The organism is Pontibacter sp. SGAir0037, from assembly GCF_005491705.1.
GTDB lineage: Bacteria > Bacteroidota > Bacteroidia > Cytophagales > Hymenobacteraceae > Pontibacter.
This window is the reverse complement of record NZ_CP028092.1, coordinates 4,306,532-4,324,216: the sequence shown is the minus strand read 5'-3', so window position 1 is coordinate 4,324,216 and position 17,685 is coordinate 4,306,532. Positions and strand designations below refer to the sequence as shown.

The 17,685-nt window shown below is 44.3% G+C and carries 14 protein-coding genes and 1 tRNA gene; 5 read left to right on the top strand and 10 right to left on the bottom strand.

Features of this window, described 5'->3' with window-relative positions; all coding sequences use genetic code 11:
- Window positions 1-84: 84 nt before the first annotated feature.
- The 3 genes from C1N53_RS17885 (at window position 85) to C1N53_RS17875 (ending at window position 3,703) form a co-directional block, all read left to right on the top strand.
- Entirely contained in the window at window positions 85-1,161 is a 1,077-nt protein-coding gene (locus tag C1N53_RS17885) for an anhydro-N-acetylmuramic acid kinase (RefSeq protein ID WP_137760615.1), read from the top strand.
- A gap of 64 nt (window positions 1,162-1,225) precedes the next feature.
- Entirely contained in the window at window positions 1,226-2,452 is a 1,227-nt protein-coding gene (locus C1N53_RS17880; protein WP_137760614.1) for a Glu/Leu/Phe/Val dehydrogenase dimerization domain-containing protein, read from the top strand.
- An 84-nt stretch (window positions 2,453-2,536) separates the two neighbouring features.
- Window positions 2,537-3,703, top strand: coding sequence for a mechanosensitive ion channel family protein (locus C1N53_RS17875; RefSeq protein ID WP_137760613.1), 1,167 nt, complete (start codon window positions 2,537-2,539; stop codon window positions 3,701-3,703).
- Between the two features lie 345 nt (window positions 3,704-4,048).
- Here the strand turns inward: C1N53_RS17875 and C1N53_RS17870 are convergent, their stop codons facing one another.
- Window positions 4,049-6,565: a DUF3971 domain-containing protein gene (locus C1N53_RS17870; protein WP_240773265.1), complete on the bottom strand. Its 2,517-nt coding sequence runs from the start codon at window positions 6,563-6,565 to the stop codon at window positions 4,049-4,051.
- A 194-nt stretch (window positions 6,566-6,759) separates the two neighbouring features.
- Here C1N53_RS17870 and C1N53_RS17865 point away from each other — a divergent pair.
- A tRNA-Val gene (locus C1N53_RS17865) sits at window positions 6,760-6,834 on the top strand.
- A gap of 223 nt (window positions 6,835-7,057) precedes the next feature.
- On the opposite strand, the gene C1N53_RS17860 is transcribed toward C1N53_RS17865, so the two are convergent.
- The 9 genes from C1N53_RS17860 to C1N53_RS17815 form a co-directional block, all read right to left on the bottom strand.
- Window positions 7,058-9,004, bottom strand: a complete 1,947-nt coding sequence (locus C1N53_RS17860; protein ID WP_240773264.1) for a PAS domain-containing sensor histidine kinase — start codon at window positions 9,002-9,004, stop codon at window positions 7,058-7,060.
- Between the two features lie 309 nt (window positions 9,005-9,313).
- Window positions 9,314-9,913: a dephospho-CoA kinase gene (gene coaE, locus C1N53_RS17855; RefSeq protein WP_137760611.1), complete on the bottom strand. Its 600-nt coding sequence runs from the start codon at window positions 9,911-9,913 to the stop codon at window positions 9,314-9,316.
- 3 nt (window positions 9,914-9,916) lie between these two features.
- On the bottom strand, window positions 9,917-10,900 hold the full coding sequence (locus tag C1N53_RS17850; RefSeq protein WP_137760610.1) for a hypothetical protein: 984 nt from the start codon (window positions 10,898-10,900) through the stop codon (window positions 9,917-9,919).
- A 4-nt stretch (window positions 10,901-10,904) separates the two neighbouring features.
- Window positions 10,905-11,216 (bottom strand): preprotein translocase subunit YajC, encoded by a 312-nt coding sequence (yajC, locus tag C1N53_RS17845; protein ID WP_137760609.1) that lies wholly within the window; start codon window positions 11,214-11,216, stop codon window positions 10,905-10,907.
- 33 nt (window positions 11,217-11,249) lie between these two features.
- Window positions 11,250-11,804 (bottom strand): DUF1573 domain-containing protein, encoded by a 555-nt coding sequence (locus C1N53_RS17840; RefSeq protein WP_137760608.1) that lies wholly within the window; start codon window positions 11,802-11,804, stop codon window positions 11,250-11,252.
- Window positions 11,805-11,829: 25 nt separating this feature from the next.
- Entirely contained in the window at window positions 11,830-12,828 is a 999-nt protein-coding gene (locus C1N53_RS17835) for an isocitrate/isopropylmalate dehydrogenase family protein (protein ID WP_137760607.1), read from the bottom strand.
- A 3-nt stretch (window positions 12,829-12,831) separates the two neighbouring features.
- Entirely contained in the window at window positions 12,832-13,149 is a 318-nt protein-coding gene (locus C1N53_RS17830; RefSeq protein ID WP_137760606.1) for a YtxH domain-containing protein, read from the bottom strand.
- Between the two features lie 73 nt (window positions 13,150-13,222).
- Entirely contained in the window at window positions 13,223-14,413 is a 1,191-nt protein-coding gene (gene nusB / locus C1N53_RS17825; RefSeq protein ID WP_137760605.1) for a transcription antitermination factor NusB, read from the bottom strand.
- 188 nt (window positions 14,414-14,601) lie between these two features.
- Window positions 14,602-15,702: a Glu/Leu/Phe/Val dehydrogenase gene (locus C1N53_RS17815; protein ID WP_137760604.1), complete on the bottom strand. Its 1,101-nt coding sequence runs from the start codon at window positions 15,700-15,702 to the stop codon at window positions 14,602-14,604.
- A 150-nt stretch (window positions 15,703-15,852) separates the two neighbouring features.
- Between C1N53_RS17815 and C1N53_RS17810 the strand changes: the two genes are divergently transcribed.
- On the top strand, window positions 15,853-17,637 hold the full coding sequence (locus C1N53_RS17810; RefSeq protein ID WP_137760603.1) for an ABC transporter ATP-binding protein: 1,785 nt from the start codon (window positions 15,853-15,855) through the stop codon (window positions 17,635-17,637).
- Window positions 17,638-17,685 lie beyond the last annotated feature (48 nt).

Genomic DNA, 17,685 nt, shown 5'->3' with positions numbered 1-17,685 from the left:
ATCTCGTTCACAATAAGGATTATACGACTCTCACAATATTTGGCTATCTTACTATTAGAAGCATTTTGCTTATTTTCGTCTCATATGAATACTTATCATGTTATCGGACTAATGTCTGGCACATCATTAGATGGCTTGGACATAGCTTATTGTAGATTTACGTATGAAAATGAAAATTGGATATATAATATACTAAATGCTAATACATTGATATATGAGGATAAGTGGATTGACTCGCTCCGGGAAGCTGAAAATATGGGCGCAAGAGAGCTTATTGCACTCGATCATGCATTTGGTAAATTTATTGGAGAGCAAGTACAATTATTTGTTCAGAACAACCAGCTGCAGCCCGATTTCATAGCCTCCCACGGGCATACGGTCTTTCATCAGCCAGAGCAGCATATTTCGTTGCAAGTCGGAAATGGAGCGTATATAGCTGCTCATGCCCAATTACCTGTCGTATGCGATTTCAGAACTTTAGACATCGCGCTAGGCGGGCAGGGAGCACCCTTAGTACCTGTTGGAGACGCTTTGCTTTTCAGCGAGTATGATTTCTGCGTTAACCTGGGGGGCATTGCCAATATTTCTTTTCCCGCTCCTGAACAGAAGCGGCTTGCCTACGATGTGTGCGCCTGCAATATGCTGCTAAACCAACTGGCCTCTGCAGCTGGCATGCCTTACGATGCAGGTGGCAGCCTTGCCCGCAGCGGCAGCCTGCTCCCCGATTTACTGGAACAACTAAATGCTCCTGCCTTTTTTAAAGCTCCATACCCCAAGTCGCTGGGCAAGGAATGGGTGCTGGTGCATAGCTTAGCCACCCTGGCCGCCTGCAAGGCCTCTCCTGCTGATAAATTGCATACCACCTGCCACCACATAGCACAGCAGCTTAAAAGCGCTTTAAAACCCTTGCATAAGGGTATACACAAGGTGCTGTTAACGGGTGGCGGTGCTTTTAACACTTTCCTGGCAGAGCTGATACAGAAATACCTGGGACCAGATTATAAAGTAGAAGTACCTGCACCCGAAGTTGTTTCCTTTAAAGAGGCCTTAATATTTGCTTTTCTGGGTGTATTGCGCTGGCGCAACCAAGCAAACAGCCTCAGCAGTGTTACAGGCGCTTCAACAGACAATGTAGGTGGTGCCATATACTGGGCCAAATAGCTGCCGCTTTACCAGGCAACAGGTAATTTCGTACCTTTGCTCAATTCTAAATAAAAACCGCTGCATGAAAGCTTTACTTGAGAAATTCGAGAAAAAACGTCCTGAAATAGTTTTTGAATGGAAAGATGCCGAAACTGAAGCCGAGGGCTGGGTGGTAATTAACTCGCTCCGTGGCGGCGCAGCAGGCGGTGGAACACGTATGCGAAAAGGTCTTGACCGACATGAGGTGGAATCTCTGGCGAAGACTATGGAGGTAAAATTTACGGTATCCGGCCCTGCCATTGGTGGTGCGAAATCAGGTATAAATTTCGATCCCGCTGATCCGCGCAAGCTGGGTGTGCTGGAGCGTTGGTATAAAGCTGTTATTCCGCTTCTGAAAAGCTATTACGGCACGGGAGGCGACCTGAATGTAGACGAAATACACGAAGTAATTCCGATTACAGAGGATTACGGGCTGTGGCATCCGCAGGAAGGTATTGTAAACGGACATTTTAATGCGACTGAGCCACAAAAAATAAATAAGATCGGCCAGCTGCGCCAGGGTGTAAGCAAAGTAATAGAAGACCCTCATTTTACGCCTTCTGCTCAACGCAAATACATGGTAGCAGATATGATAACCGGTTATGGTGTAGCCGAAGCCGTTCGCCACTTCTACGATATTTGGGGAGGCGCATTTGAAGGCAAGCGGGCTATTGTACAGGGCTGGGGTAACGTAGGTGCCGCCGCTGCTTATTATCTGGCGGCAAAGGGAGTTAAAATAGTGGGCATCATAGACAGGGCAGGCGGATTGATAAACTCCGAAGGCTTTACGTTTGAAGAGATAAGCGAGCAGTTTTTCAAGCGGCAGGGCAATGCGCTGTATCCCGAAGGACTACTCTCGTTTGAAGAAGTTAACAGCCGCATCTGGTCTTTAGGAGCAGAGATTTTTATACCTGCAGCAGCTTCCAGGCTGGTTTCGAAACCTCAGCTGGAGCAAATGATTCAGAACGGGCTCGAAGTTATTTCCTGCGGGGCCAACGTTCCGTTCCAGGACCCGGAGATATTCTTTGGCGCAACAGGTGAGTTTGCAGATCGGAATGTAGCTGTTATACCTGATTTCATTGCCAACTGCGGTATGGCCCGTGTATTTGCTTATTTAATGGAAAGCGAGGTAGAAATTACAGATGAGGCGATCTTCTCAGATGTTTCCAACACCATACGACAGGCATTAGAAAAGACACACACACAGCATGGCCAGAAAACAGAAATCGCTAAAACTTCTTTTGAAATTGCACTGAGCCAACTGCTGTAACAGGCAAGGTTTTCGTAGTAGCCAATCTTACCGGTTACCCGTACCAGGCAAGAAATGTACAGTTGAATAACATTTACCACAACTATGGATTTCTCCATTTATAAGGATTTTTTAAACTACTACTTCTTAGGCAACACAGTAAGCAATTATCTGTGGTTTGCCGGTATCCTGTTGGTAGGATACATCTTTAAAACGCTGCTCTCCAGGTTCATCACCAGTGTGATGTTTAAGCTTGTAAAGCGTTTTTCAGAAGAAGATAACCAGGCCGCTTTCCGCCGCATGCTTATACAGCCACTGGAAATGCTGCTATTCCTGGTGTTTTTATACTTTGCTTTCAAAGTTCTTAACTACCCGCTCGATCCAACTGAAGCGGCCAGGGCAAACGAGCCTTTTCTGAAGAGGCTTGCTTTCCGGGTTTACCAGATATTCGTTATTGTTGCCATCACCTGGATTATCGCACGTTTCATTGATTTTATAGGGCTGATCTTCAGAAACCGCACAGCTAAAACAGCTTCGAAACTCGATGATCAGCTGGTGCCCTTCTTTGTAGACTTCACCAAAGTGCTGGTGTACATTTTCTCCTTTATGGTGATATTAGGATCTGTGTTTGGCGTGAACGTGGCAGGCCTGGTAGCTGGTCTGGGGGTAGGTGGTTTGGCTATTGCCTTTGCGGCCAAAGAAAGCCTGGAGAACCTCCTTGCTTCTTTCACCATCTTTCTGGATCATCCTTTTGTAGTAGGCGATTTGGTAGAGGTAAACGGCATTACAGGTGTTATAGAGAAGATAGGCTTTAGAAGTACCCGCATCCGAACCTTGGAGAAAACGTTTGTGACTGTGCCAAACAAGAACATGATTGATAAGCCACTGAACAACTTATCGCTGCGCACATTCAGAAGAGTAAGCTTCGACATTAACCTTACCTACAGCACTACATCCGCTCAGATAAAAGCTATTACAGCAGAATTGCAACAGTTTATAGATGAACACCCTCGTACCAACCAGGACGGCCGCATCAGGTTCCATAGCTTAGGCAACAGTTCCAAAGACGTAATGGTGCTTTACTTTGTAGACACTATGGACTGGAATGAGTTTGTGGACATACGAGAAGAGATCGCTTATAAAATCGTGGATATTGTAGAGAAGCATGGAGCAGATTTTGCTTTCCCCAGCACAACAGTTTACCTGCATCAGCCAGGTGATCAGGAAGTGCAGGCAAAGCTTATAAATCCTGCTGCTTCGGATCAGGTGTAAAGCTTCAGTTTATACAAATAAAAAAGCTGGAGAAGCTCCAGCTTTTTTTCACCCTTATATCTTATTACTTTCTTTCTCTCTTAATCCTTATTTTTTAAAACCACATTACAATATAAGATAACCAAGAATTACACTTTATATCTTATCTCTTTCTATTCTAGCTTATGATGTTAAAACTTTGTTGTTTTGATATCTTTAACGGGCTGCCTTCAATTGAGTTATAGCAAAAGGCTAAATTTCCTATTATTTGTTATATTTTTTATGGTAAACAAGGCTTAACAACAGGTGAAGCAAAAATATAATTTTTATTATGCTTTCTATTTAAACATTATCAATCTGCAAAGCTTAGTCAAAATCAAAGTATTCTCCTTGCTGCAGCTCCACCTCCTTCTCTTTTTTTGTAGCAGGCTTTTTCCCTTTCAGCAAGTCCTTTAGTTCTCTGCCTTCCTTTTTCAGGTCTGTTTTTATTTTCTCCCGCACACGCTCCTGGTCATAAGCAATTTTAAAATTTTTCTCGTTGCCTTTTAATGTCAGGAACAGCATGCTATCTCCAGCATCAAGGTCATCGGCCACAACACCGTATTTTGAGTCTTTATCCGGCTTGCGCCTGGCTGGCAGAGGCATTTTTATCTTATAATCCATTAACTGGTCGAAGGTGTGCATGCCTGACACAGAAACAACCGGTATAGAAGACAAATTAGAACGTATATCCATTTCAGGAATATAGATGGTGCGTTTCTGAATCCAGAAGCTGTTTTGCAGCTCAGAGAACTGCATGTTAGCCAACTCCGCTCTTTTTACAAAAGCCGACATCTTTTGCATAGGTGCAAAGTTAAGCAGCTGGCCGTCTCTTACTGAGGCCACTATTTCTGCCTGCAGCAGATCTGTTTTAGGGTTTAGCAGGTTATCAAAATAAACATCAGAAACTATGTTGGCAGTGAGCTTTCCTTTTAAGTGGCGGTCTATGATAAAGTCCTGGTTAAAATTTTCGAACACGTAGAAAAGGCTGTCAACATTCATGTTGCTCAGTTTAGCAGCCGTGCTTACTTTAATATGGTTCCGCTGGCGGGCATCTAGGCTGCCTCTTACGGCAAAGCTACCTCCGATAGCGTTAAAGGAGATATTAGAAGACGTTATTACCTGGTTCCGGAGTCTTATAGCTCCTCTTAACTTTTTTCCCTTAAATCGCCTGAAATTAGCTCTATCGATAGCGGCAGTTAAATCGAAGGCAATATAGGGCGATACCTCCAGCCGATAGTCAGAAGTTCCTTTTCCCTGTCTGGAGCCCGCAGAAGTATTCAGTTCCTCGCTAAGCAGCTGATCAAAGTTAAGGTGGTGACTTTTGAAATCTGCTTCCACCAACAGCCGCTGCTTATCCAGCAGCAGCCAGGCCATCACATTCCGAAACATACCGTTAATGGTAAAGTCAGAGTCGCCAAGCCTGCCTTTGAACTCTGAAACCGCCACATCGTTTCGCTTGAACATAAAGTTGCCATTCAGGTTGCGGAGCGGCAACGGCAACTTCTGCAGCGATAAGCCTACATTATGCAGTGTAATATCACCTGATGTATTTACAGTGCTGTTCCCCGGCTGGTTCTTAAACTTGTTCAGATTACCCGAGAAAGAAATCCGTACATCGGCCAGGCCACTGCCACTTTTTATTTCGTCCAGCTTTACCAGGCCCAGCACATACCCAACGTCTATCATGCCTTTCGCATCGAAGGCAATAGTGGGGTTATCGAAGCTCTTATAACTTAAATTGCCTGAGAACGGCCGCTTGTTCAGCACACCGGCTACATTCTTCAGCTCCAGCACAGAAGTGCTTGCATTATGTTTGCTACCGTTGGTGAAACTGCCTTCAAAACTCAGTTTTTCGATGCGCTGCTTTACATCGGGCTGGTAAAAAGAAGCATCGCGGCAACCAAACCGGACACTAATTTCAGGATTAAGCTTACCTGATACTTTTCCTTTTACTGTACCCGAAAAATAGATATCGCCCTCGCTACGGTACTGGCTGTACCCTTTAGATATATCCTGAGGGAGCAAAGACAGGAGCGACTGTATGTTGGTGTTGCGGCCCTTTAGCTCCAGATTGAGCTCGGTTGTGGCAGTATAATCTATAGTACCAGCCACCTCATAGGCTGCCTGTTCTACTTTTACGACCGAGGGCTGTAGTTGTACGGTTTGCTCGGCTCTGTTAACTGTAAGCGCTGCATGTATGTCTACAGCCTTGCCCTTAAAATATTCTCCGGTGCCTATGGAAATTGTATCAACAGTGGCCTGGCCTTCCACGCCTATGTCTACCAACTCAGCAGAAATCCCCAGCGTTGCCGTCAGCCGATGTGCATCCACCACATATCGCTGCTTCAGCCGCTGGTCTTCGTACTGCACGGCAACATTGCTTAGCACGATTCTTTCCAGGTTAAAGGAAAACTCCTCGTTAGCGGCAGCTGTAGTGTCTGTGGCTATTATATCGTAGTTTACCTTACCATTTGGCAACACCTTTACATGAGCATTCCCATTCTCAAGGTAAAGCTCTTTTACATTGTACCTGCCAAGCACTATATCAAACAAACTAAAGGTAAAATAAAGCTTCTCCGCACGTCCTAACGATTCCTCACTCTCAGGCAGCGTTTCGATGATGTTTACTTTATCCAGCGAAACCGCCACCTGCGGGAACTTATCGAAGAGCGACACCGAAATTTTCTCTACCTCTACCTTCGTAACAATATATTTATTGGCTTCTGTAACAAAGATGTTTATTATTTTATCCTGATACAGGTACACTACCCCCGCTGCTATTCCTAAAATTATTACCACGCCGGCAACTAAATAAAATAGCACTTTTTTAACAACACGCATGTACTTCAATGGAAAGCTCAGATTTTAAGCATCTTATAAAACCTAAAGGTACTACTACAAACACAGGCTACCAATAGGATGAACAAAGCTGAAATTTTTTTATCAATTTTTTTTAGAAATGTTTTGCAGTCTCAAAAAAAGCCCCCATATTTGCATCATCAAACGGGGACAAAAGGTCACTAAAACAAAAAAACGGGGTGTTAGCTCAGCTGGTTCAGAGCACCTGCCTTACAAGCAGGGGGTCACTGGTTCGAATCCAGTACGCCCCACAAAGGACAACTTAAAAGTTGTCCTTTTTTTATGTCTATACTTTTTTGAACTCACTGTTAACTACCCTTTTACCTTACAGATAGAATTGTTTTTTGCAGTACCACCTCCCCTATTCCAACGCACACATGTGCAGGCTAGTATAATCCGGCTTCTGCAAAGTTCTAACGTTTAAGGAGGTGTGGGTTTTATTGAGCAATAAGCAAACGTAAGAGGAGAAGCGATTCAGAGCAGCGGTCTTAGCTGCCTGAAATAAACGTTGAAAACCGATCCTTTTCCCTCCTCGCTTTCAACCACTATCCTGTCGCCGGAATTATCAAGAATTTTTTTCACCAGGTATAGCCCAATGCCCGAACCCTCCACATGATCGTGCGCCCGTTTAAACATCGAAAATATTTTTCCTATCTGAGAATGAGCAATACCCAAGCCGTTGTCGGAAACAGACAGCGTATGCTCTCCTGTCTCTGATAGAGCAGTCTTTATAATTACCTGGGGCGTTCGTTGCGGAGCTGCATATTTTATAGCATTGGCAACCAGGTTAAACAGGATGCTACGCAGGTTCTTGCGGGAGTAGATGAGCGTTTCAAACTCCAGGCTCTCAACATGTATTTCTGCTTTATTTGAGTTTATTAAAGGCCGTAAGCTTTCCTTTACCTCCTCCAGCAGTTCCGGGATGCTTACATTTTCAGGCCTTTCCTTCTCCTGTAAGAGTTTGGTCACATCTGCCAGATCTGCAATAACGCTTTTCAGTGTAGAAATAGAGCCACTCATTCTTTTTAATAGCTCTTCATGCTTCTCTTTTTCAGAGCCCAGGTCTTCTTCTAAAGCCATCAACAATCCCTCCAGGTTTGTGATAGGCGACTTGAGATCGTGGGAGGCCGTGTAAACAAAGTTATCCAGGTCGTTGTTGATACGAACCAGCTCCTTGTTCTTCCGCATTAACTCCTCGTTGCGAAGGTGCTCTGTTAAATCGCGGGTAATTTTAGCAAAGCCCAGTAATCTGTTCTCAGTATTGTAGATAGGTGAGATCACAATGTTAGCCCAGAAAGCGGTACCGTCTTTTCGTAACCGCCACCCTTCATCTTCAAAATGGCCATGCTCCAGGGCTTTATTCAACTCAAACTGAGGAAAACCGGTTTCAATGGATTCACGGGAGTAAAAGGTGGAAAAATGCTTCCCGACTATCTCGGCTGCCTTGTATCCTTTGATGCGCTCAGCACCTCCATTCCAGCTTACAATAAGCCCTTCAGGGTTCAGCATGATAATGGCATAGTCTTTTACACTATTTACAAGCAAGCGGCTTTTCTCTTCGCTTTCTTTTAGCTCTTCGTTTGTGCGGTAAAGCTGTTCTTCTAGCTTTTTGCGTTCTGTAAGGTCACGGGTTATTTTCGAGAAGCCGATAAGCTCGCGTTTACTGTTATAAATAGTAGTGATAACTACATTGGCCCAGAAGGCAGATCCATCTTTCCGATATCGCCAGCCTTCGTCCTCGAAGCGCCCTACTTGCTTTGCCATCTTGAGTTCATAGGCCGGAAAGCCGGTTTCATTCGCCTCACGGCTATAGAACTTGCCGAAATATTTTCCTATGATTTCTTGGGCCTCATACCCTTTTATTCTTTTCGCGCCTTCGTTCCAGGTGGCTACATGGCCAGCCGGATCAAGCATAAAAATAGCGTAATCTGTTACTTCTTCTACCAGCAGCCTGTATCGCTCCTCATTGCCCTTCAGCTCTTCATACGCCTTATAAAGGTCATCCTCCCCTTTTTTTCTTTCGGACAGATCGCGTGTTACTTTAGAAAAGCCTATGAGCTTTTTCTCATCGTCATATACCGGAGTAATAATAACATTGGCCCAGAAAGCTGAACCGTCTTTCCGAATGCGCCATCCTTCATCTTCGAAACGCCCACGGGCTTTGGCCTCTTTCAGCTCATAAGCCGGGTAATCGCTGGCTTTAGCTTCGGACGTATAAAATATAGAAAAATGTTTCCCTATGATATCATCAGCAGTATACTGTTTTATGCGCTGCGCACCAGGGCTCCAGCTTACTACATAACCGGCAGGATCTAACAAAAAAACAGCATAGTCTTTTAAGCTCTCAATGATTAACCGATAACGCATATCCGTTAGCCCCTGAGTATAAAAATTTGAAACAGTTTTAGATTCTGACTTCATAGTAAGGATCAAACCCCGTTAAGTTCTGGTAAAATATACGCTTTAATATCCTGAAGGTGAAAAATAGGCCCCGATTTTAATAGATGCTTGCACCGCTTCTTTATATCCCCCCAATAACTGCCAAGCCTTTTCAGTACGGCACTATACAAAATTAGTTTGTACGTATTTTTTCAGCCTTCTGAAAGGTTACATTATGCCTGTTACAGCCATGCTAAAACCTTAAATTTATTAAAGAAATGAGTAAGAAGCTTATTAATTAAGCCCTTGAAGTTAAAATAAAAGCAAAGGAAAAAAACTTGTTGGTATTGCTTAAGATAGGCTTTGTTCGAGCAGTTGCTCATGGAGCTTTAATACCTGCGGAATCAGGAGCTGGTGATCATCGTTGTAAATAATGTAATCTGCACGAGCCATCTTCTCTTCTTCTCTCAGTTGCTTATCCATTATGGCCTGTATATCGGCTTCTGTACGGTGTGTATCACGTATCAAAAGACGCTTGATGCGCACATCTTTAGGAGCAAAAACAGCAATCATTTTATCGATTTGCCGCCAGGCCTCCGACTCATACATAAGCGCCGCTTCTTTTATAATATAAGGAGCATTTTGGTTTGCAGCTACCCACATGCTAAAGTCATTCCGTACACGTGGATGCACTAAACTGTTAAGCTGCGCCAGGCGTTCCGGATTCTTAAAAACAATTCCGGAGATATAAGAACGATTCAGCTCACCTGCTTCATTATAAGCCTCTGCTCCAAAAGCCTGCACTAATTCATGCTTTAGCGGTTCATCGTGCAGCATTACCCATTTTGCTCGTGTATCGGCATCATAAACAGGTATACCTAAATGCTCAAACATACGGCAAACAATAGATTTACCTACGCCTATTCCTCCTGTTATACCAACTTTTAGCATGCCTTATCTTTCTCTTTCTAAGACAGCTTTTAAACGATTGGGCCATAGCGTTACATTACGCACGCCAGCAGGCTGCTGTATCAGCTCCGGTGCGATAGTTGAGTCCTGCCTGTTGAATTTGGCATAGTCTATCACTGCTTTAAAAGAGTCTCTGTTCAACAGTACAACCGAATCTTCCAGGAGCTGGTACCGCACCAGTAAATAAGACGGACTTAAGTTAAGCGTTGCACCTTCGGGCACATTCACGAGCTCTGGCTGTATCTGCCTTTCCTCCTGCAATAAGCCGCGCACATTTATAATAACAGAAACGGTATTTACACTGGCTTTTACCAGCGATTTGTTATCGTAGGCAACCGGAAGCTCTAATCTGGCAGGAGCCGATAAGCGCAGGTCTGGCAAAGAAATTAAAAATGGACTGGCGATACTATCAACCATAGAAGAAGGCCCGGCAAAGGTAATACTGTCTGGCTCAGTTCGGATAGGGCCCACCACAGCAAAGCGGGCCTCTGTAATTGGCTGCCTCCGCTCTACCTGCAGAGGAACGGTGCGCCTTATTCTTTCATCAAAATTAAAAAATAAGGTATCCGTTACCACAAAGTTCAGCTGCAGGCCATCCAGCACATTTACCAGGCTCGGTCGTAAAGCCGCCCCCAGCAGATAATTGTTTCTCGGAAGGCTGCGGATATGGATTTCGGCAGGCTGCACCTCAAAGCGAAGCGACTTTCGCAGCAGCTTCCAGCCTTTACCTGTTACGTTTATAGAAATTTCTTCGGGCAAAGGTGTAACCGGCACCATGTTACGGCTATTGTAAACAAACCTGATAGGATAAGTAGTTTGCGTGGAATAGCTTTTATTAAGTGCATTTAAAAGCCAGAAAGTAGCGGCCGCCACAAAACAAAGCAATACTATTCTCCAGTATTGCTTTGTCTGCGGCCTGAATGGCCTCACAAACCATGTGATTATATTTCTGGCTTTCTCAAAAGGCAATGCTTCAGCTGTTGGTTGGTTGCACTTTAGAAGTAGCCTCTAAAGAGATAGCAGATTTATCAAATGTAAGGCGCACTCCTTTGTCTACTTCCACTACTACAGTATCAGCCTCAATAGCTACCAGCCTGCCATGCAAACCGCCTATTGTAACTACCTGCATGCCTTTAGTAAGTTCCTCACGAAACTTCTTCTGATCCCGCACCTTTTTCTGCTGCGGCCTGATCATGAAGAAATAGAAAATAATGCCTATAGCACCAATAAGAATCAGGTTCTGAATACCTGGACCGCCTGATGCTTGTAAGAGTATGGTTTGCATGGGTTAGGGTTATGCTCTTTTTAAAGAGTAGGTTTAGTTTCTTCTAACAGGACCATCTGCACCAGCAGTTGGAATATTGTTGGCTTCTACAGTACCACGCATGTATACCTGTGTAATGTTTGGCTCTGTATTAGCGCGCACTGTTACAATAGGAGATTGCTGGCCCATTTTGCCTGAGCTGTTGAAACGAACTTTTACTTTGCCTGTTTGACCTGGCGCAATAGGCTCTTCGGTATGTTCTGGCACAGTACAGCCACATGGCGCAGAAGTACTCTCTATAATAAGAGGGCTCTTGCCAGTGTTTGTAAACTCAAACGTGTGCTCTACTACTTCACCTTGTTTAATAGTACCAAAATCATACTCGGTCTCTTTAAACTCGATTACCGGTGCGTTAGCCGATGCTACTGCGTTAGCAGGGGCAGCGTTAGAGGCAGAAACTACGTTAGGGTTTTCAATCTGCTGCGGCTGGCTCTGAGTTGATGCAGTTTCCTCTGTTTCAACTGTGTCGCTTGCCGTATTAGACTGGTCGCAACTGATTACTGTAAACACAGCACCCAATGCTAATGCAAATAACAGGTTCTTTTTCATGAATCAAGAACAGATAAAATGTGAATTAAAGTTTCGCAATAATGTTTTGTGCGAACTCCATTGTGCTGGCACGACCTCCCAGGTCGCCTGTACATTCTTCTTTATTTAATAAAGTTGCTTCCAGAGCTGCCTCTATACGGTTAGCATCTTCTTTCAAATCTACATGGTGCAGCATCATGATGGCAGAGCGCAGTAAAGCAGTTGGGTTTGCCAGACCTTTTCCGGCAATATCCGGAGCTGTGCCATGCACGGCTTCAAATATTGCCATATCGTCGCCTATATTAGCACCTGCTACCACTCCCAGGCCGCCAACTAACCCTGCACATAAATCTGAGAGAATATCGCCAAACAGGTTGGTCGTCACTACTACATCAAACTGCTCCGGCTTAGCCACCAGCTGCATACACATGTTGTCGATAATTTTATCGTCCAGCTGCACCTGCGGATATTCCTTGGCAATCTGATTGGCTACTTCCAGGAATAGCGCACCAGCGTTTTTAAGGATATTGGCTTTATGTACCGCCGTTACTTTTTTGCAGCCATGCTTGGCAGCATATTCAAAGGCAGCACGTACAATTTTCTCGCAACCCACACGCGTTACACGGCTGATCGAGTCAACTATTTGCAGACGCTCATCATAAATTTCCAGCCCGGAGTATAAGCCTTCAGTGTTCTCTCGGAACAACACCATGTTTACATTTTCAAACCTGGTGTTTACGCCCGGAGTAGTTTTAGCCGGTCTAACATTTGAGTACAGGTCAAACATTTGTCTGAGCTGCACATTTATGCTTTTAAAGCCTTTGCCTACCGGTGTGGTAATAGGCCCTTTAAGGGCTACTTTATTTTTCTTAAGAGATTCTATCAGCGTTGCCGGAATCAGCTCACCAATGGCATCAAATGTTGTTTGTCCGGCATTTTCTTCTTCCCAGCTTACAGGTACATTTGCTGCACTGAAAATAGCTTTAACAGCTTCCGTAATTTCAGGACCTATCCCGTCGCCAGGTATAAGTGTGATTTGTCTCATGTCTTATATTTCTTTCCTGCTATTAATTTCGTTTATAAGAGAATCTACATCTCCCAGCAGTTTTTCTGCTTTGTCTTTAGCATCCTGAATAACGCGTTGCCCTTCTGACTTAGCTGTAGAAGGAACCAGATTGCGGTCTTCTACCAGTTGCTCCAGTAGATCAGAAATAGTATCACGGTATTTCTCTAAACGATAGCTCAGCCAGTTACGCGTTTCTCTGCCTTTTTCAGGAGCAAACAGAATACCAGCGGCGGCACCAACAGCAGCGCCAACAGCGGCTCCGGATGCAAAAGCGAGTACTGTTTTTGTTTTCTTACCCATAGTTCTAAATAAATAGTAAGTTCGGTTTATATCTAGTACGATGAATTTTCGCTCATCGTATAGTTATGTCAGCCTATTTGTTGTCGATCAAGCCTCGGCCGGATTTACGGATTTCACCTTTGTTGGTCAGATCCTGTGCCATTTTATCCAGCACACCGTTTATAAACTGCTTGCTTTTTGGGGTGCTGTATAGCTTTGATATCTCGATGTATTCGTTAATGGTTACCTTAACAGGTATGCTGCGGAAGATATGCATTTCGCAAAGCGCCATTTTGAGTATGATCTTATCCAGCAAGGCTACACGCTCTACATCCCAGTTTTTTACACTTGTAGCCACCATAGTTTCATACTTCTCGTCATCCTGCAAGGTCTGGTAATAAAGCTCTTCAAAGAATGCTCTGTCATCTTCCCAGTTAGCCGAAAGATCAAGTAAAGCTATGTCGTTGCTGCCTGCTTCGGAATCCTGTGGTTCCTCTCCAAACATCTTGATCGTTTTGTTTACAAGGCTTTTTACAATGGCTTTGTTTTCTACCCAATTCAGGTCTTGCTCTTCAAACAAAGATTGTAAGTTTTTTTCTTTAAAGATAATGTTTTTGAAAATATGTTTCACTACTTCAAAGTCCTGTTCCAGGGTAGGAACAGGTATGGACAGGTAACTTAAAAACTCCGGGTCCTGCTTCAGAATGTTTTTATACGCCTGCCTGATAGCGCTGATATCGGAACCCCAGCTTATATTCCTGCGGATAATGTTTTCCTGGTACGATTTGTTACCCAACAGCTTTTGAACAACTCTGTTATTCAGGAACTGCTTCACATCCGGTCCTGAAGCAGCTGTAAAACGCTTCTCTTTTTTTACCTCCTCGTCTTCTATCAGGCTTACCAATACTTCCAGAATCTGCAGTGAAGCCAGGTAATGATCGTAGATACGGTCTACAGCCCCCAGCATCTGGTTACCATAGTATTTGTAATCTTTTTTAACCTGGTTCTGGTAAGTAACAATGGCTCTGTTTACAGCATTCAGAATCTCTTTATCTGCTTCTTCTGTTTCAAATTGCTTTGTCTCATACCACTCTTTAAAGAGTAACTGAGAAATTTGTTTTTTCCCTTCAAGCAATTTTCTGTCCTGCACCTCCATCGACATTAAGTCTGGTGCAAAATCTTCCCCGATCTGGTCTAGTGCCAGCAGATAATCTGAACCTTCGGCCTGCTTATAGGCATAAATAGCTTGCATTGCCTTGATTCGTAGTGTTCTGCGGTTGAGCATAAAATATTATTATAAAGAACGTTTTTGTTTCATTTCGTTAAAAAGCGATAGAGCATCCTCAGGCTGCTTTCCCACCTATGCTGCACCATTTAAGGCTGATGCAAATCCTACCTTGTTTAAGCCCGCTCCAAGCACCTTTATTTCCCGTTGTGTGTATCTTAAACAAGATGCTTTCTGAGTGCTCAAGATTAGTAAGTCGATCTTACTTTACTGATGCTTTGAATACGCTTTTCTGCCATTCGGGTAGCTGCCGCCTGTGTATTTATACTTTCCTGCTCTGCTAAATCGAATATGTCCAGCGTATAGCTGTATATTTTTTCTGTTTGCGCATAAGCTCTTTCCCGGTTATAGCCTATTAGCTCTGAGTAAACATTTATCAGGCCTCCGGCATTAATCAGGAAATCGGGGGCATATAAAATATTTCGTTCAGCAAGAGCAGCGCCGTGCTCATGATCGTTTCGGAGCTGATTATTGGCACTTCCCGCCACTATATCGCACTTTAGCCTGCCCACCGTATGGTCGTTGATAGTGCCTCCAAGGCCACATGGTGCATAAATGTTTACATCCAGGTCGTACACCTCCTCCATGCCCACCACCTTGGCTTTGTATTTTGAAGCCACCTCACGTAAGCGGTCTTCATATATATCGGTAACGTATACCTGTGCGTTTTCCTTTGCCAGGAGCTCTACTAAAAAGCCTCCGGCCTGGCCAACGCCCTGCACAGCTACCTTCTTTCCCTGCAACGAATCTGATCCATAGGCTTTTTTGGCAGCGGCTTTCATACCCATATAGGTACCGTATGCCGCCACTGGAGAAGGATCGCCTCCGCCCCCCATGGCTTCGGGCAAACCAACCACATGTTCTGTTTCCATACGGATATATTCCATGTCTTTGGTTGTCATGCCCACATCTTCTGCCGTAATGTAGGCCCCGTTCAGGTTTTTAACAAAACGGCCGAATTTGCGGAGCAGGGCTTCGTTTTTGTCTTTCTGGGCATCACCTATAATGACAGCCTTGCCACCGCCCAGGTTCAGACCCGAGATTGCTGCTTTATATGTCATGCCTCTCGAAAGGCGTAAAACGTCTTCAAGTGCTTCGGCCTCAGAAGCATAAGACCACATACGTGCCCCACCTATGGCCGGCCCAAGCACCGTATTGTGTATGGCTATAATAGCCTTTAAACCTGTATCCTGATCATGGCAAAAGACCAGCTTTTCATGATTGTATTCCGCTATCTGCCCGAAAACTGATTTGTCTTGCTCCGCTTCCATTTCATTTAATCCGGCCATATATGAAATTGATTACAGGTTATCTTATATTTGTAGAAATGAAGGTGAGACACCCTTCATTTCAGGCTGCAAAATTAATTCTTTTTTCGGTTATTTCAATTTGTACTTTGTATCTCCACGTAAAAGCCACAGAGCTTTATAATTTTTACTGTGAAATCGTTACAATATCTAAATAAATACCTCCTTAAGTATAAGGCGCGCCTTATATGGGGTCTTATATTTGTTATCATATCAAACTACTTCCAGATTCTGCCTGCCCAGATAGTGCGCTATGCCTTTAACCTGATAAAAGAAGGTATAGACCTGCACAACCTATATACCGGGCTGGAGCAACAGGAACTCGTGTATGGCATATTTGCCCAAAGTATACTTGTGTACGGGGTAGTTATCCTGGTGATGGCTCTGCTGCGGGGTTTGTTCCTGTTTTTTGTGCGGCAAACTATTATTGTTATGAGCCGTCTCATTGAAAACGACCTCAAGAATGAGATTTATGAACACTACCAGAGCCTGCCGCTGAGTTTCTACAGAAGGAACAACACCGGAGATTTGATGGCACGCATCTCTGAAGATGTAAGCCGGGTGCGGATGTACCTGGGCCCTGCCATTATGTATGGTCTTAACCTGGTGGTGCTGTTTGTGATGGTGATACCGTACATGCTCTCTGTAAACGTAAAGCTTACCCTATATACTCTCATCCCGCTTCCTATACTGGCTGTGAGCATTTTTTATGTGAACAATATTATCCAGCGGAAATCAGATGAAATACAGCGAAGCCTCTCCGGCATTACCACTTTTGTGCAGGAGGCTTTTTCGGGCATTCGTGTACTGAAATCTTTTGTGCGCGAAGACGACTCTCACAATAATTTTACAACTGCCAGCAACAAGTACAAAGACAAGTCGCTGGAACTGAATTTTGTAAACTCTCTTTTCTTTCCGCTGGTGCTGTTTCTGGTAGGCCTGAGCACTATTATTACAGTATACATTGGCGGACAGGAAGTAATGAACGGCACCATTACCACAGGTAACATTGCCGAATTTATTATTTACGTGAACATGCTTACCTGGCCTGTTACCTCCCTCGGCTGGACAGCCAGCCTGGTGCAAAGGGCAGCTGCCTCACAGGAACGCATCAACGAGTTCCTCCGAACCAAAACCGACATTATCTCCCGCAAGAACATCAGCAGAAAGATTGAGGGTGACATTGTTTTTGAGGATGTCAACTTTATTTACCCTGACACCAATATCCATGCCCTGAAGAGTATTTCTTTCCGCATCCAGCATGGCGAAACCCTGGCTGTAATAGGCAACACAGGTTCCGGGAAAAGCTCTATTGCCACGTTGCTTCCTCGCATGTACGACACCAGCAGTGGCCGCATTCTGATCGATGGCATCGACATACGTGACTATAACCTGGAAAGCCTGAGAAGCCAGATTGGTTATGTACCGCAGGATGTTTTCCTGTTTTCCGATACTATCCGCAACAACATTGGCTTTGGGCTACCAAGCATTACAGAGGAACAAATGGTGCAGGCAGCCAAAGATGCCGATGTATACGAAAACATCATGAATTTTCCGGAGCAGTTTGATACTAAACTAGGTGAGCGGGGCATTACCTTATCTGGCGGGCAAAAGCAGCGGGTATCTATTGCGCGTGCCCTGGTACGGGAGCCCAGCATCCTGATATTGGACGACTCTCTTTCGGCTGTCGATACCAAAACCGAAAATGCCATCCTGAACAGCATGCGCCGCATCATGCAGAACAGAACATCCATTATTATCTCGCACCGTGTATCTTCCGTTAAACTGGCTGATCGCATACTGGTTATGGATGATGGCATAATTGTACAACACGGTACGCATGAGGAACTAATCAGGGATGAAGGCTTGTACAAAGTGCTTTATAACCGACAGCTGCAGGCCGAGGATTCTGAATAGTTTACCCTTACCTTGAGGTATTTTACCCCGGAAAATATTAGCCTTTGC

Coding starts and splice junctions, on each gene's coding strand:
- C1N53_RS17860 (WP_240773264.1), bottom strand. CDS start 9,004: ATGAAGTCAGAATCTAAAACTGTTTCAAATTTTTATACTCAGGGGCTA.
- C1N53_RS17840 (WP_137760608.1), bottom strand. CDS start 11,804: ATGAAAAAGAACCTGTTATTTGCATTAGCATTGGGTGCTGTGTTTACA.
- coaE (WP_137760611.1), bottom strand. CDS start 9,913: ATGCTAAAAGTTGGTATAACAGGAGGAATAGGCGTAGGTAAATCTATT.
- C1N53_RS17830 (WP_137760606.1), bottom strand. CDS start 13,149: ATGGGTAAGAAAACAAAAACAGTACTCGCTTTTGCATCCGGAGCCGCT.
- C1N53_RS17815 (WP_137760604.1), bottom strand. CDS start 15,702: ATGGCCGGATTAAATGAAATGGAAGCGGAGCAAGACAAATCAGTTTTC.
- yajC (WP_137760609.1), bottom strand. CDS start 11,216: ATGCAAACCATACTCTTACAAGCATCAGGCGGTCCAGGTATTCAGAAC.
- C1N53_RS17885 (WP_137760615.1), top strand. CDS start 85: ATGAATACTTATCATGTTATCGGACTAATGTCTGGCACATCATTAGAT.
- C1N53_RS17835 (WP_137760607.1), bottom strand. CDS start 12,828: ATGAGACAAATCACACTTATACCTGGCGACGGGATAGGTCCTGAAATT.
- C1N53_RS17870 (WP_240773265.1), bottom strand. CDS start 6,565: ATGCGTGTTGTTAAAAAAGTGCTATTTTATTTAGTTGCCGGCGTGGTA.
- nusB (WP_137760605.1), bottom strand. CDS start 14,413: ATGCTCAACCGCAGAACACTACGAATCAAGGCAATGCAAGCTATTTAT.
- C1N53_RS17880 (WP_137760614.1), top strand. CDS start 1,226: ATGAAAGCTTTACTTGAGAAATTCGAGAAAAAACGTCCTGAAATAGTT.
- C1N53_RS17875 (WP_137760613.1), top strand. CDS start 2,537: ATGGATTTCTCCATTTATAAGGATTTTTTAAACTACTACTTCTTAGGC.